This is a genomic window from Pseudomonas sp. PvP028 (assembly GCF_017832255.1).
Classification (GTDB): domain Bacteria; phylum Pseudomonadota; class Gammaproteobacteria; order Pseudomonadales; family Pseudomonadaceae; genus Aquipseudomonas; species Aquipseudomonas syringae.
On the sequence record NZ_JAFIBL010000001.1, the window covers coordinates 2,186,234 to 2,200,084 of the forward strand.

Genomic DNA, 13,851 nt, shown 5'->3' on the forward strand with positions numbered 1-13,851 from the left:
CGACTCCTTGAGCATGTCAGTAGCCAGGCCGCAGCTTGTCGCCAGCGGCGTGGGCTGCTTCGCGCATGAAGCCGACCCCGGTGCGGCGATCAACGCGAAACAGGGTATTGGTGACGTAGATGTCATCGCGGATGCCGACCACTTCCACCACTTCACTGACACAGCGGCGCCCGTCAGGCAGGCGCGTCAGCTGGATAATCACATCCAGCGCCGCGCAGACCATCTGGCGCAGGGTCTTTTCCGGGATCAGCCGCCCGGTCAGGCCCACCAGCGTTTCCAGGCGCAGCAGGGCATCCTGTGCATTGTTGGCGTGCACGGTACTCATCGAGCCGTCGTGGCCGGTGTTCATCGCCGTCAATACGTCCAGTACTTCGACGCCGCGAATCTCGCCGAGGATGATGCGGTCCGGGCGCATCCGCAGCGAGTTGCGGATCAGGTCGCTGGCGCGCACCTCGCCGTGCCCTTCGGCGTTGGGCGGGCGGGTTTCGAGGCGCACCACATGCGGATGACTGAGCTGCAGCTCGGCAACGTCCTCGATGGTCACCAGACGCTGATTGCTGTCGATCAACTGGCTCAGCACGTTGAGCATGGTGGTCTTGCCCGTGCCGGTACCGCCGCTGACCAGAATGTTGCAGCGCTTGCCGACGGCCTCCTGGAAGAACTCGAAAATCGACTGATCGATGGTCTGCATGGCCACCAGGTCGGCGCTCTTGAGCATGTCCTTGCGGAATTTCCGGATCGACAGGCAAGGGCCGTCCAGCGCAATGGGCGGAATGATGGCGTTGACCCGGCTGCCATCGGGCAGGCGTGCGTCGACCATCGGTGAAGACTCGTCCAGTCGCCGCCCGAGTGGTGCCAGGATGCGTTGCATCACGCGCTCGACGTGGTGCGAATCGATAAAGCGCAGGTCGGTGTGGTGCAGCACGCCATCGCGCTCGACAAAGACCTTGCCTGGCCCGTTGACCAGAATTTCGGTCACCGAGGTGTCGCGCAGCAGCACCTCGAGCGGGCCGAAGCCGGTCAGTTCGTCGACCAGTTCTTCAGCCAGGCGCTCCATTTCGTAACGCGAGATGGCCAGCCGTAGCCGTGCGACGTATTCGGCCACCTTGTCGATGACGAATTGCGCCAGGGCCGGTCGTGAGCCTTCGAGCAGACTTTTGCCGCTTTCTTCCATGCCGTCGATGATGTAGCGGTGCAGCACCAGTTTCAGGCCTTGCCCGTCATCAGGCTTGCCTTGCGTGCGCGATGAGACGCCAAACAGTTTCTCCGCCATTACCGGTTCCCCCACAGTCGAGCGAGCCAGCCCTGATCGGGTTTCTCGCGTGCCTCGGCATGCCGTGCCAGATGCTCGCCAAGCCGCCGCAGCCCGGAGCACAGTGCATCGCGTGACGCCAGTTCGAACAGCGTCACGCCCTGATTCTTGGCGTTCAGGCGCAACTCCGGCGCAAGCGGCAGTACCGCCAGCACCGGCAGGCCGAAGGTTTTGCTCACAGTTTCGGAGTTGGGCGCGACCGAGCGCTGATAACGATCGACCAGCAGGCCGGCGTGCTGCATTTTCATGCCTTTTTCGCGCCAGTTGTTGAGCACTGTCAGGTTGCGTCGACAGCCCAGTACGCTCTGGTCGGTGTACCACAGCAACTGATCGCAATGGCTGACCAGCGAGCGCAAGGCTTCGCTGTCGGGCTGCCCCACCAGGTTCACAACCACATGCTGAAAATGCTGCCGCAGCGCGCTGAGCAGCATATAAAGCTCGGCGGCACTGGACTGTTCCAGATGATCGTCGGCTTCGCTGTAAGCCAGAATGCGCAGGCCGCTTTCGCTGGTGGTGAAAGCACTGTCGATCAGCGTTGCATCGAGCCTGCGCAAGTGGCGCAGGGCGTCACCGAAGCTGAAGGTCGACTCAAGACCGAGCATCAACAGGCTGTCGCCGCGTGGCAGGCCGAGGTCCAGCAGCAGCGTGCGCTGCCCGCTCTTGTGCACGACCATCGCCAGGTGCGTCGCGATCAAGGCCCCGTCGTCATCGCTTTGTACGCCATACAGCACCGATAGGCCGCTCATGTTCGGGTTGGGCGTCACGGCGGGCAGGCGCTTACTCAGACGTCTGACCAGGCCGGCGACCTCACTGGAGCGAGAGCCATAGGCAACGAAATCCCTGGCTCCGGCGCGCATGGCATTGAGCACCAGCTGGTTATCCATGCCATCGCCGAGCGCAACGATGGCCAGCATCGGTTTGGCTTCCAGCGCACTTTCGATCAGGGCGCTCTGGGTCATCAAATGCTCACGGTCCAGGCCGACGAACACCACGCTGGCGAACGTCACGTCCACCAGCGCCAGCAGGTCGTCGAGGCTGCCCGTACCGGCACTGACCACCTGGCCCAACGAACCCAGAGCACTTTGCAGCCACTCCAGGTCGGTGTTGTTACGGGTGATTGCCAGGAAGGTCTGGCTCAGGCTCTGGCTCATTTGGATAACCCGTCGCGGCGGTCGAAATCGCCGTTTTCCAGAAAATACAGGCGCGGGAAGCTCGGGTCATAGGTGCGCAGCCCCTCACCCGGCAGCGACGGCAGCCGGGCGTTGGCGGCCAGTGGCTGGACCAGATGCGGAGTGACGATCATCAGCAGTTCGCGCTCGTCGCGCTGGATTTGCGAGCTGCGAAAAAAGGCACCGAGAATCGGGATGTCGCCGAGGCCGGGAAACTTGTCCACCGAACCGCTGTTGCTGGAACTGATCAGGCCGCTGACCACGAAGCTCTCGCCGTCGGCGAGCGCAATGCTGGTGTCGGTACGGCGGATGTTGAGGGCGGGCACGGTGGTCCCGGCGATGGTGATACCGGCCGAGAAATCCAGTTCGCTGACTTCCGGCGCGACCTTCAGCAGAATCCGGTCCCGGCCCACGACAGTCGGGGTCAGGGTCAGGCGCACGCCGAACTCCTTGTACTCGATGGAGATACCGTTGCCTTCACCGTTGGGCACCGGCACCGGGAATTCGCCGCCGGCCAGGAAGCTCGCGCTTTGCCCGTTGAGGGCGACCAGGCTTGGGCGTGCCAGGGTGTAGGCGTAGCCGCTGTTTTCCATGGCATTGATCATGCCCAGCACCTTGCTGCTGCCACCGCCCCAGACGATATTGAAATTGCTGTTGTTCAGCGGAATGCTCGGCGTTATGCCGCCCACAGCGCCAGGTGTGACGTTGACGCCCGGCACCGTGCCGGGCGCGCCGAACAGAAAGTTGCTCGAGCCTTTGCCGAATATCGAGGTGCTGGCCTCCTTGAGCTTGGTGCGGCTGACTTCGATAAAGCGGATGTCAGTCTGCACCTGGCTGGGTAACTGAGCATCGGCAGACGGCGCGGTGACACTCTCGACCATGGTGGTCGTCGCTCGGCCACGCACGAAGACCATGCTCTGGCGCGGCGCACTTGCGCAGGCCGTCCAGACCATCAGGCTGGTCGTCCCCTGCGCGACACCAGTCAACAGAAAACCGTCGGTGCCGTTGACATGCACATCGGCGATTTTCGGATCACCCACGGCGATGCGGGTGATGGGCACCACAGAGCGCACCTCCTGTTGAATGCCCTGGTCGATTTCCACGGCCGCCGGCATCGCGGCAAGGCCGGCACAACTGCCCGAAGCGGCCCACGCGCCTGGCGCGCACAATGTTGCGATGACTAACGCCAGCAAACGGGGTTTTATAACTGGCACGGAACAACAGCTCATCAAATGCAATCCTTGCTCAATCAGGGAGTTTGTTGCGTGATCTGGTTACCGCGTATGACCTCGACAGCGCGAGACGTACGCGGGGTTGCGCCTGCTGTTGGCGCGCTGGCCGGCCCCAGGCTCAGTTGTCTGAAGCTGACCAGTTGGCGGTTGGCTGAATCGAGTCGCTCGGCAGCCTCTGGGCCGCCGGCTTCGTTGGCCCAGTAATCCTGCAGGTTGCCCTCGTCGGCGCTGCGCACGGCCAGACGCAGCACACCGGTTTGCGACGCCAGCATCAGGCGCGCCACCAGGGCTTGCGGCACCGCGACCGTGACGGTTCGCGCGTTGATCCGCTGCTGCTCCTGTTTGAGGCGTTCGTCAGCGTTGAGGTCCTGCACCGGCTTGCCGTTGCGGTCCGGACCGAGCAGCGCGCCAACGCCGAGAATCCGCAGAGCAGGCACCACGACCTGGCTCGACCGATTCGGATTGCTCACGTCTTCAGGTAGGTAAAGCAGTACATCCACGTAGTCGCCGGGGCTGAGTTGCCCGGAGGCGCCCGTCACTTCATCGACCTGTAACGCCAGGGCCCGCTCGTGTGGCCGAATCATTCGCGCCAGGGTGCCGCCTGCTTCGAAGTTGCTCTCCGTAAGCCAGCTTCCGGCGGTCAGCGTGCGCCAGCTGCTGCGCCCGACGATCTTATCGATGGCTTCAAAGCTGCCAAGTGGGGCGACCTTGAGGCGCTCGATGGTCAGGTCATCGGCCGTGATTGCGGTGTAGGCAGGGATATCCCTGGCCAATACCACGACGTTGTGACGCAGAGCTTCCTCGACGTGAGGAGTCGGAGGTGTCTGGATCGCTGTTTCGGTGGTGACAGGTTCGCTGGGCGGAATGACAACTGCAGGTGCCTCGGCTGGTTTGCTGACGGCGATCCCCAGATACGCGGCAATCAACGCCCCCAACAGAAACAGGACAGCAAGCACCAGGGTAATGCGACTGCTCATGGCAACTTTTCCCTTTGTCATCGCAGGACAACTTCAACACACGCGGTGCGGCAATTTCACCAGCAGGTAATAGAGGACGAGGTCAAATGTCCGTTATGTGAAGGTAGCTCATGGCAATCAAAGCGCCATTCTGCTTTGGTATAAAAATGCTTTCGGATGAATGGCATAGCCGTGTCGGCAGTCTGCGCAAAGGGCTGGGCAGACCTATAACTTTCCGGTTAATGCTTTGTTGAGATTGTGGGTTTTTTGATTGAAGGCAATGCTGATATTGCGAGGAGATACATGCGCACGAAGGTTTATTGTCGCCATTGAAGGCGCAAGGAGAAATGAGATGTTCCTTACCCAGTTGTACGTCAGTGTCTACACTCGAATTCAGTCTTTTCTGAAGGACAAGGAGGCGGCATCGGCGATTGAGTACGCCGTGATTGTAGCCATGGTGGCGCTGGTGCTGTTTGCTATGGTGACGCCAATGGGCGACGCTGTGAAAGCTCAATTCAACAAAATTATCCTCGCCTTGGGTGGCACGGTGGCGAGTTAGTTTACTATTGTGACTTGAGTTCACCCTGTTGAGAGAACCACATGGCTGTCCACCCCATCCGCCAACAACTGCTTCTGGTTGATGACGAAGAGGACGCAAACGAGGAATTGGCAGAACTGCTCGAAGGTGAGGGGTTCTGCTGTTTTACGGCGTCTTCCGTCAAGATGGCCTTGCACCAGTTGACCCTCCATCCGGATATCGCACTGGTGATCACTGACCTGCGGATGCCGGAGGAAAGCGGCATCCAGCTGATTCGCCACCTGCGCGATCACACCTCACGTCAGCATTTGCCCGTTATCGTCACTTCCGGCCATGCCGATATGGATGACGTCAGCGACTTGCTGCGTTTGCACGTGCTCGACCTGTTTCGCAAGCCGATCTATCACGTGCGTTTGTTGGAAACCCTCAACAACCTGTTTCCCGAGCCGAAGGTTTTTCAGGTTCAGTGACGACAGGCACCGCGCCCTGCAGCATGTTCACGCTGGAGTATGGGCACGAAGTCAGCGGCCTGTCGTTCCTCACGCTCCAGCGTGCGAATGCCTTTCGTGACGCTCTGCGTCACACCCGTCTGCGTTCACTCCACCACGCTGAATTCAACCCGCGCCGTCTGGCCGCTCTCGTCCAGCACGCTTAACTGATAACGCCCCGGTTTACTCAGGGTGGGGGTGAAGTCTTGCCGGGTGTCGGTGTCTGCCAGAGGTCTGCCATCGATAAACCACCAGCGATGGCCACTGCCGCCGAGTGCCGAGAGCGTGAGGCGTAAAGCCTGACGACTGGCGGCAGGCAGGCGCAGGTTGTCGCCTTCACGCACACCGACAATGCTCAGCGGGGGAGCGAGGTTCAGGTTATGCGGTGGGCAATCCGGGTCCGCGGGCGGCAGGCGAGCATCGCGTCGCTCTGCTCTGGGCAGCCAGGGCTCCAGAGGCGCAGGCCACAGCGCGATGTCCTGCGCTCGGGCGTCCGGGCAATTGGCCGCAACGCGCAGCCCTTTGGCATTGACCCAGACACGCTCCTGCAAACCCAGCCCAAGCGGTTGGTCGGCCGCTTGCAGGGTGGGCGGCGTGGTGCCGTCCAGCGTCCAGGCGAAACGTTGGCGACGGCAATTGGGGTCGCTTTTGCTCATCGGTTGACCCAGCGGCCAGCAGATGGCTGCCACACCGACGTTCAGCGGCACGGGTTGCACTGGTGCGGCGATCCCGCGCTGACTGTCGCGATTGACCAGCACATCGTGCACCTGAAGCATCAGTGGCGCTGCCGAAGCCAGCCCGAACTGCCCTGGCACAGGTGTGCCATCCGGCCGGCCGATCCAGACACCAACCAGGAAACGCGGCCCGACGCCAATCGCCCAGGCATCGCGGAAGCCATAGCTGGTGCCGGTTTTCCAGGCCAGTTGCGGGCGCTGTACCAGCTCGGCGCGCGGGTCGATGTCCGGGCGCGACTGACCACTGAGGATGCGTCGAATGATCCACGCAGCGCCCGGTGACATCATCCGCCGTTCACGCAGTCGGTCCTGCGGTTGCAGTCGAACATCGGCACTGCGCCCGCCGCGCGCGAAGGCGCTGTAGCCTGTCACCAAGTCCTCTAACCGACTGCCTGCGCCGCCAAGAATCAGCGCCAGACTCGGCTCAGCCAGCGGCGGCAGGGTCAGGGGGACGCCGCCATTGCGCAGTTCAGCGGCGAAGCGCTTCGGCCCGTAGACCTCCAGCAACTGTACGGCAGGCAGGTTGAGGGACATCGACAGCGCCGAGCTGGCCGCCACCGGCCCGCCGAAACCGCTCGAAAAGTTGCCTGGTCGATAGTCGCCATAGCGCCGCGGTACATCCTGCATCAGGGATTCGGAGTGGATCAGCCCGGCGTCCATGGCCATGCCGTACAGGAACGGCTTGAGCGTCGAGCCCGGCGAACGCAGGGCAGTGACCATGTCCACATGGCCGAAACGCTTGGCGTCATTGATATCCACCGAGCCAACGTACGCGCGCACGGCCATGCTTTCCGCCTCGACCACCAGAATCGCTGCCGACGTTCGCTCCGGGAGTCGTGCGCGCCAGCCCATCAGCAGGTCTTCCATGCGCCGTTGCAGTGAGGCGTCCAGCGTGGTGCGGATCAGTGGCGGGCTGTGGGGGCGATTCAGGCGTCGGGCCAGCAACGGCGCCAGGCTCGGTTCCTGTCGCGGTGCCAGCCATAGAGGCTCTTCCAGGGCTTCGTTCACGCTTGCCTGCGGCCACACCTGAAACTCTGCCAGACGCCTCAGCACCTTGTCGCGGGCCTGTTGCGCGCGCTGCGGGTGGCGATCAGGACGCAGGCGGCTAGGCGCCTGTGGCAGCACCGCCAGCAATGCCGCCTCGGCGCGGGTCAGGTTTTGCGGCGACTTGCCCAGATAGGCCCAACTGGCGGCTGCGACCCCTTGCAATGTGCCGCCGAACGGGGCGCGATTGAGGTACAGACTGAGGATCTGATCCTTGGACAGGTGCCACTCAAGTTGCAGCGTGCGCCACAGCTGGCGAAACTTGCCGGATAGCGTGCGTGAATGCGGATCGAGCAACCGCGCCACTTGCATCGACAGTGTGCTGCCGCCCGAGACTACACGGGCACCGCTGAGGTTTTGCCAGGTGGCGCGTAACAGCGCCAGCGGATTCACCCCGGGATGGCTGTAGAACCAACGGTCCTCGTAGGTCAGCAGGGCTTCGAGGTAGTAGGGCGAGACCTGCTCGTTGCTGACCGGGTAGCGCCACACGCCGTTGGCGTCGGCAAAGCGCCACAACGGTGTGCCGTCCTCGGCCAGAACGACGCGAGCCAGATCGTCCCTGGGCAGTGGCAGCGGCCAGAGTCGGTCAGCCAGCCAGAGGAGGGCGATCAGCAGCATGATTGCGCCCGCCAGCCACTTGAATGTTCGCGGCAGGCGCAGAAGAAATTCAGGTTTCAACGCAAAGAGCCTTTATGATCCACGGAACCTGACACGCATTGCGACAGCCAAAGCGGACAGACCATTTTCTTCACGACCCCAATCAGGACGCACATATGCAGGTAGAAGGCTTTTTTGAATGGCTCGGGCAGGCCATCGGCGCGATCATTCGCTTCTTTGTCGACGGTCTGGCGTGGTTGTTCAACGGGTTTACCCATGCTGGGGGAAATTTTGTCGATGGCTTGTCCCGCACGCTGGGCATGGACACCTCGCTGATCAGCATCATCGCACTGGTCATCGGCCTGATGCTGCTGTACTCGGCGGTCCGCGCCTTCATGCGCGCTTCGATCATCCTTGGCATCATCTGGCTGGCGCTGGGCCTCTGGTTGCTGAGCTGGATCATTCATTGATGCGTTGAAGGCTAACCCGCCGCCATGGTGGGTGAACGGGGCGACGCCTTCGCGAGCAAGCTCGCTCCCACTGGATCTGCGGTGTGTCGGGGCAGTTGTGTAGGGTGCCTCGATCGTTTCTGTGGCGCACATCTGAGACACTTTTTACTTTTGTAGGAGCGAACCGGGCGACGCTTCGCTTGTTCGCGAAGGCTCTGGTACGGGCGATACATCTTCAGCGGATGTACCGGCCCTTTCGCGAACAATGCGGATCGCCGCCCCGGTCGCTCCTACTGGAGCTGTGGTGTGTCGGTCCGTTTGCGAGCGAGCTTGCCCTAACTGTCACGCATTCCAGTCAGTAATCGATCACTTTCCCTTCACCACCATCTGCGCTGGCGCTTCGCCCAGGGCTTGCCAGTTCGGGCGGTACATGGATTCGACCTGCGGCGGCGGTACGCGGTAGGTGCCCGGGGTGACGGCTCGCGCCAGGTAGAGCAGGTGCACGGTGCTGCTGCCCTCGATGTCCAGGGCTGCCACGTAGCGGTCGCCACGATATTCCTGATGTTTGATCCCGGCGTTTTCCATCGACTCGCGGATGGTTTTCACGTCTTCGCTGGCGTCTTCCAGGCTCGCCGCGCTCTGCGCCAGGTTCTGATTTTCCAGCTCCAGGCCCGCAGGCAGCAGGTCCACCACCAGTGCATCCGGCACGCGCTGTTTGGCACCGATCTCAAGGTGCACCAGCACCAATTGCCCGGTTTTCAAGGCGCCGATGTTCAGCGGTGCGCCGCTCAGGTTCAGGTACTCGCGGCGAATGCTCAGGTTTTCGCCACCCGCTACAGGCGCCTGGGTGGGATAACCGGAGACGGTCAGTTGCTGGTAAAGCGCTTCGCTGCTCTGGTTGTGTACCGAAAGCGGCGAGGCCAGCAGCGAACCGTCCAGCTTGAGGCCCGGCTGCCGGTTGCTCAGTTCGCGGGTTTGAGTGCCGCTGGCGATGCTGGCGGTCCAGTCCTTTTCCGGTTTGCCCAGCAGGTTATGGCCAGCCATGAACAGTGAATTGCTTTCCTGCGTGGACAGGTAACGATTGGCGGCCACCTCATCGGCCAGGGCGAACAGGCGCTCATCACGCTTGTCTTTGGCGAGGTCGTTTTCTTCCAGCAATGCCAGTATCAACGCCTGATCACGCAGCGAGCTGCCGTAGTCGGCCAGCCATTCATTCTTGCGGCTGGCGGCCAGACCCGCCATCAGGACCTGGTCGGCGCGGGGTTTGTCGCCCATCTTCTCCAGCGCGACTGCCAGTTGCACCAACGGCAGGCCGGAGCGCGCGTCGCTGCGGCGGTCGAACAGGCTGCGCAAGGCCGCGAGCGGTGCCTGCTGACTGCGCGACAGCACCAGCCCGGCATAGGCCTGCACTGCGAAGCGCGTATGTTCGGCGTTCTGGCTGTAATTGACCTGAATCTGTCCGGCATCCTGTAGATAACGCAGCAGGCGTTCACTGGCTTTCTTCAGCGCATCCGGCGGTACGGCAAAGCCCTGATCGCGGGCGCGCAGCAGGAAGTCGGTGACATACGCAGTCAGCCAGTATTCCTCGTCGCTGTCCGAGCCCCACAGGCCAAAACTGCCGTTGTAACGTTGCATGCCCAGCAGCCGCTCGATGCCGATCTCGACCTTGCGCTTGCGTTCGGCATCCGTTTCGCCGGTCAGACCCAGGCGTTTGAGGGTTGCGGCATCAGCATACAGCGACGGGTACAGGCCGCTGGCGGTCTGTTCCAGGCAGCCGTAAGGGTAGGCTTTCAATGCGCGAATCTGTTCGCCGAGGTTCAAGGGCGGACGGCTCGACAATGACAGCAGCGCCTCACGACCGGCCGGTTCGAACGCTTCCAGCGCGCCCTCCGGCAGGCTCCAGGGCTGATCATTGAGCGTGGCGCGATAATGCTTGAGCATCGCCGGGTAGGCAGGGCGTACGCCGACGGTCCATTCGCGGGTGAAGGCCGGCAGGTTTTCGCCCGGCAGTTCCAGACCTTCGACCAGCACCTTGATTTTGCCCTGACCCAGGCCGCCTTGCGCCAGCACCGGAACCTTCAGGGTGACGCGCTGGCCCTCCTTGAGCTGCAGGGGCTTGCTCTGTTCGCCGCCCGGAATGCTCAACTGGCCCTCAGCGCTGATTTTCACGTCCAGCTTCTGTGCCTTGCCCGACAGGTTGGAGACGTCCAGCGCCACGCTGGTCTGGTCGCCACCGGCAAGAAAGCGCGGCGTCGACAGTTCGGCGATGATCGGCGCAGCAACCACGGTTTTCGCCTCGGCCATGCCATAGCGGTCGTCGGTCCAGGCTTGAGCCATGATTCGCAGCTCGCCGTTGAAGTCCGGTATATCAACGCTGACTTCACCTTCACCGGCGTCATTGAGCGTCACCGGCGCGCTTTGCAACGCCACGATGGTGACGCTGGTGTCCGGACGTTTGCCGCCCTTCGCCAGTGCATCGCCACCGAACGCCATGCTTGCCAGTCGCCCCTGGCCGGCTTCGATCAGTTGACCGTAGATGTCCAGTTGGTCTGCTCCGTACTGCTTGCGGCCAAACAGGCTGGCAAACGGATCGGGCGTTGCGTAACTCGTGATATTGAGGATGCCGACGTCCACCGCCGACACCAGCACGTGAACTTGTTTGGGGACGCTGCCGTCAGCATTTTTGGCGGCGACCTTGAGGGTCAGCGGTTGTCTGGGGCGCATTTTCTCCGGCGCGGTGACCGTCAGCGCCAGCTTGCGCTGCGCCCGGTCCAGCGGCAGATGCAGAACACCCACGGCGCGCTTGGGTGTGACATTGGCCTTGCGCTCGCCGGGACGTATCACCAGAGCGGTGACGTACAGGTCGTGGCGCGCCCATTTTTTGTCCAGCGGGATGTCATACGATTTGCCTTCGGCAGGCACATCGATTTCCTGCCACCACAGCGGCCCTTCACTGGACTCGACCAGCAGATAACCCTTGCCCGCAGCCGGCGGGGTGACAGTGATTTTCGCGGTGTCGCCATCGTTGTAGGCCGGCTTGTCCAGCGCCAGCTTCACCTGATCCGGTCTGACCGCGCCGCCGTCAGTGTTGTCCTGCCAGCGATAACCGGCCCAGAAGCGCAGGCTGCTGACCATTCCGGTGGACGGATCTTCCACCTCGACACGGTAAGGACCCCATTCGACCGGGAAGCTGACTTTGGCGGTGGCGTCCTTGGTGATGCTGACGGTCTCTTCGTTGAGGTTGAGGAATTTCTCGTTGAAGTGGTAACTCCAGCCGTCGTCGGCCGAGTAGTTCCAGTAGTAATCGCGACGCTCGCGGATCAGCCGGACTTTCACGTTGTCAGCGGCCAGCTTGTTGCCAGCCGCGTCGGCCATGACGATTTCAAAATCGGCCGGGCCGTCGCCGTTGGTCTGCGCCTCGCCCTTGGCCTCGTTGTCGTAGTCGTCACTGCCAGTGCTGCTGCCGAACAGTGCACGCACGCCGGGCAGGTGTTCGGCAGGCCAGATCGGCTGCACCAGACGACGGGTGATCGGACGCCCGCCAGACTCTTGCAGGCTGGCTTGCAGAATCAGCTGTAGCGGCGATTTGGCCTGCGCCCATGCGCTCTGCACGGCGATGGTCGAATGGCCTTCGGCATCGAGGGTGACGGGTTCAAGCTCCAGATCATGCTTGAGGTCTTCTTCGGTGATCGAACCGAACTGATAACCCGGCAGCTTCGGCACCGCCTCGCGCAACGGGCGGACATAGACCTGACCGGTCAGCGTATTGCCCGAAGCGGGCGCGCCATACAGGTAGCGGCCCGTGATATCGAATTGCGGGTCGTCAGCAGGTGCCACCGGCGTGTCGCTGCCCTTGAGCTCCAGCGCCAGACGCTCGGGCAGGAAGTCCTCTACCTTGAACTCGTAGAGCTGCGGTTTGCCGTCGCCCAGGTCGAACACCAGTTGCCAGCGTCCGGTGGGGGCTTCGTCGGCAAGCGGCAATTGATACTGGTAGAAACCGTTGCTGTCGGCTTCCCAGACGAATTTGCGGCTGACCTGATCATCGGGACGGCGCACTTCGACGGTGACGGGCTGCGGCTTGACGGTGTTGCCGTCGCTGTCGCGCAGCAAGCCGTTGAGCAGCACGGTTTCGCCAGGGCGATACAGGTCGCGCGGGCCGAAGATGAAGAATTGCAGCGGGTGAGCCTGCGGGCCGGAGATATCGAACTCGGCCAGGTCCAGCGCCGAGCTGTTGAGGCGCAGCATGCTGGTCTGTTCGTCCTTGTGCGCCAGCACCACGGCAGCCTTGGCCGGCAATGGCAGTTGCGCGTGACCGTCGCTGTCGGTCTTGCCCTGGGCGACGACCTTGCCGTTGTCGTCATACACATCGACGCTGATATCACCCAGCGCCTTGCCACCCTCGAGCGCTTGAGTGAAGACGTCCAGACGGTTGCTGTAGCGGTGCACCGACAGGCCGATGTCACTGAGCGTCAACAGGGTGGCCGGCTGCGAGTAACTGTAGGTGCCCGAGGCGCGCATCACCGCCAGATACACACCTGGCTGTTGCAGGGGCTTGATACCGGCAATCGGCAGCAGCAGGGTTTCACGGGTGTTGCGCGCGGGCTTGAGGTCGAAGCGGCCGCTGTAGACCAGGTCGGCCATGGGCAGCAGCTCTTCGGAACTGTAGCTGGACAGGCTCGACGCGCCGTCCCACTGGGCGAGGAAGTTCGGCATCGAGTCGGGTTTGATGCGGAAGAACTCGACATCCACCTTGTCGACGTTCAGCGCGATCACCGGCAGGCCCTCGGCCAGACGGGTCGGCAACAGGCTGCCACGGCTGGCGAAACCGACGGAGGCCTGCAGGTCGCGGGTTTCCAGACGGCTGATGTATTCGGCGGCAAGTTTGGCCTTGTTGACGGCCAGCAGACCGGCATCGACGGTCAGGACCAGTTTGCGCTGCGGCTCCAGGTGGCGCAGGCGCAATTCCATGAGGTTGTCAGATAGCTCCCAGGCACCGTCGACCTTGCCGCTCTTGCTGTCCACCAGGTGAAGTTTTTCGTCGAATTTCTGCTCGGGGTCGAGCGGGACCGAGAAGCTCACCGACAGGGTGCTTGCGCCCTCGACCTGGATTTCCGACACGTCGATGACCGTCAGTTCGCGGCCTGCGTAGCGCTTGCTCAGCGCGGCGAGATCGACCGCGGGTTTGGGCTTTGTGTCGTTGACCGTTGCCTGGGTCGTGGGGGCCGTAGCGGGCGCGGGTTTATCCGTGGAAGAAGAATCACAGGCGCTCAGCAGCGCAAGCGCGCAAGCCAGAAACAATCCTTTGTTTAACATGGGGGCACTCATCGGCAAC

General features: G+C 62.5%; 9 protein-coding genes. 3 read left to right on the top strand and 6 right to left on the bottom strand.

Features of this window, described 5'->3' with window-relative positions:
* Nucleotides 1-16: 16 nt before the first annotated feature.
* From JOE34_RS09870 to cpaB, 4 genes are read right to left on the bottom strand one after another with little or no spacing between them, the layout of a single operon-like run.
* A complete protein-coding gene (locus JOE34_RS09870; protein WP_003313926.1) occupies nucleotides 17-1,273 on the bottom strand; it encodes a CpaF family protein in 1,257 nt (418 codons plus the stop codon).
* Nucleotides 1,273-2,463 (bottom strand): pilus assembly protein CpaE, encoded by a 1,191-nt coding sequence (locus JOE34_RS09875; protein WP_003421096.1) that lies wholly within the window; start codon nucleotides 2,461-2,463, stop codon nucleotides 1,273-1,275. The genes JOE34_RS09870 and JOE34_RS09875 overlap by 1 nt, the downstream gene beginning before the upstream one ends.
* Nucleotides 2,460-3,710: a type II and III secretion system protein family protein gene (locus JOE34_RS09880; protein WP_209995626.1), complete on the bottom strand. Its 1,251-nt coding sequence runs from the start codon at nucleotides 3,708-3,710 to the stop codon at nucleotides 2,460-2,462. Before JOE34_RS09880 ends, JOE34_RS09875 begins: the two co-directional genes overlap by 4 nt.
* A 20-nt stretch (nucleotides 3,711-3,730) precedes the next feature.
* Nucleotides 3,731-4,690 carry a Flp pilus assembly protein CpaB gene (gene cpaB, locus JOE34_RS09885; RefSeq protein WP_209995628.1) on the bottom strand — a complete coding sequence of 320 codons (960 nt, stop codon included), beginning with the start codon at nucleotides 4,688-4,690 and terminating at the stop codon, nucleotides 3,731-3,733.
* A gap of 331 nt (nucleotides 4,691-5,021) precedes the next feature.
* Here cpaB and JOE34_RS09890 point away from each other — a divergent pair, with 331 nt between their 5' ends.
* Nucleotides 5,022-5,228, top strand: coding sequence for a Flp family type IVb pilin (locus tag JOE34_RS09890; RefSeq protein WP_004416006.1), 207 nt, complete (start codon nucleotides 5,022-5,024; stop codon nucleotides 5,226-5,228).
* Between the two features lie 41 nt (nucleotides 5,229-5,269).
* Nucleotides 5,270-5,677, top strand: a complete 408-nt coding sequence (locus tag JOE34_RS09895; RefSeq protein ID WP_003340978.1) for a response regulator — start codon at nucleotides 5,270-5,272, stop codon at nucleotides 5,675-5,677.
* 125 nt (nucleotides 5,678-5,802) lie between these two features.
* Here the strand turns inward: JOE34_RS09895 and pbpC are convergent, their stop codons facing one another.
* Entirely contained in the window at nucleotides 5,803-8,151 is a 2,349-nt protein-coding gene (pbpC, locus tag JOE34_RS09900; RefSeq protein ID WP_209995630.1) for a peptidoglycan glycosyltransferase PbpC, read from the bottom strand.
* 95 nt (nucleotides 8,152-8,246) lie between these two features.
* On the opposite strand from pbpC, the gene JOE34_RS09905 reads away from it, so the two are divergent.
* Entirely contained in the window at nucleotides 8,247-8,540 is a 294-nt protein-coding gene (locus JOE34_RS09905; protein ID WP_003307908.1) for a hypothetical protein, read from the top strand.
* Nucleotides 8,541-8,885: 345 nt separating this feature from the next.
* Here the strand turns inward: JOE34_RS09905 and JOE34_RS09910 are convergent, their stop codons facing one another.
* The gene (locus JOE34_RS09910; RefSeq protein WP_209995632.1) at nucleotides 8,886-13,832 is read right to left on the bottom strand and encodes an alpha-2-macroglobulin; all 4,947 of its coding nucleotides are present in this window, start codon (nucleotides 13,830-13,832) and stop codon (nucleotides 8,886-8,888) included.
* Between the last annotated feature and the right edge of the window lie 19 nt (nucleotides 13,833-13,851).

What these genes read in the sequence shown, in the direction of transcription:
- JOE34_RS09880 (WP_209995626.1), bottom strand. Translation starts at nt 3,710, where the DNA reads ATGAGCTGTTGTTCCGTGCCAGTTATAAAACCCCGTTTGCTGGCGTTA.
- JOE34_RS09895 (WP_003340978.1), top strand. Translation starts at nt 5,270, where the DNA reads ATGGCTGTCCACCCCATCCGCCAACAACTGCTTCTGGTTGATGACGAA.
- cpaB (WP_209995628.1), bottom strand. Translation starts at nt 4,690, where the DNA reads ATGAGCAGTCGCATTACCCTGGTGCTTGCTGTCCTGTTTCTGTTGGGG.
- JOE34_RS09890 (WP_004416006.1), top strand. Translation starts at nt 5,022, where the DNA reads ATGTTCCTTACCCAGTTGTACGTCAGTGTCTACACTCGAATTCAGTCT.
- JOE34_RS09910 (WP_209995632.1), bottom strand. Translation starts at nt 13,832, where the DNA reads ATGTTAAACAAAGGATTGTTTCTGGCTTGCGCGCTTGCGCTGCTGAGC.
- JOE34_RS09905 (WP_003307908.1), top strand. Translation starts at nt 8,247, where the DNA reads ATGCAGGTAGAAGGCTTTTTTGAATGGCTCGGGCAGGCCATCGGCGCG.
- JOE34_RS09875 (WP_003421096.1), bottom strand. Translation starts at nt 2,463, where the DNA reads ATGAGCCAGAGCCTGAGCCAGACCTTCCTGGCAATCACCCGTAACAAC.
- JOE34_RS09870 (WP_003313926.1), bottom strand. Translation starts at nt 1,273, where the DNA reads ATGGCGGAGAAACTGTTTGGCGTCTCATCGCGCACGCAAGGCAAGCCT.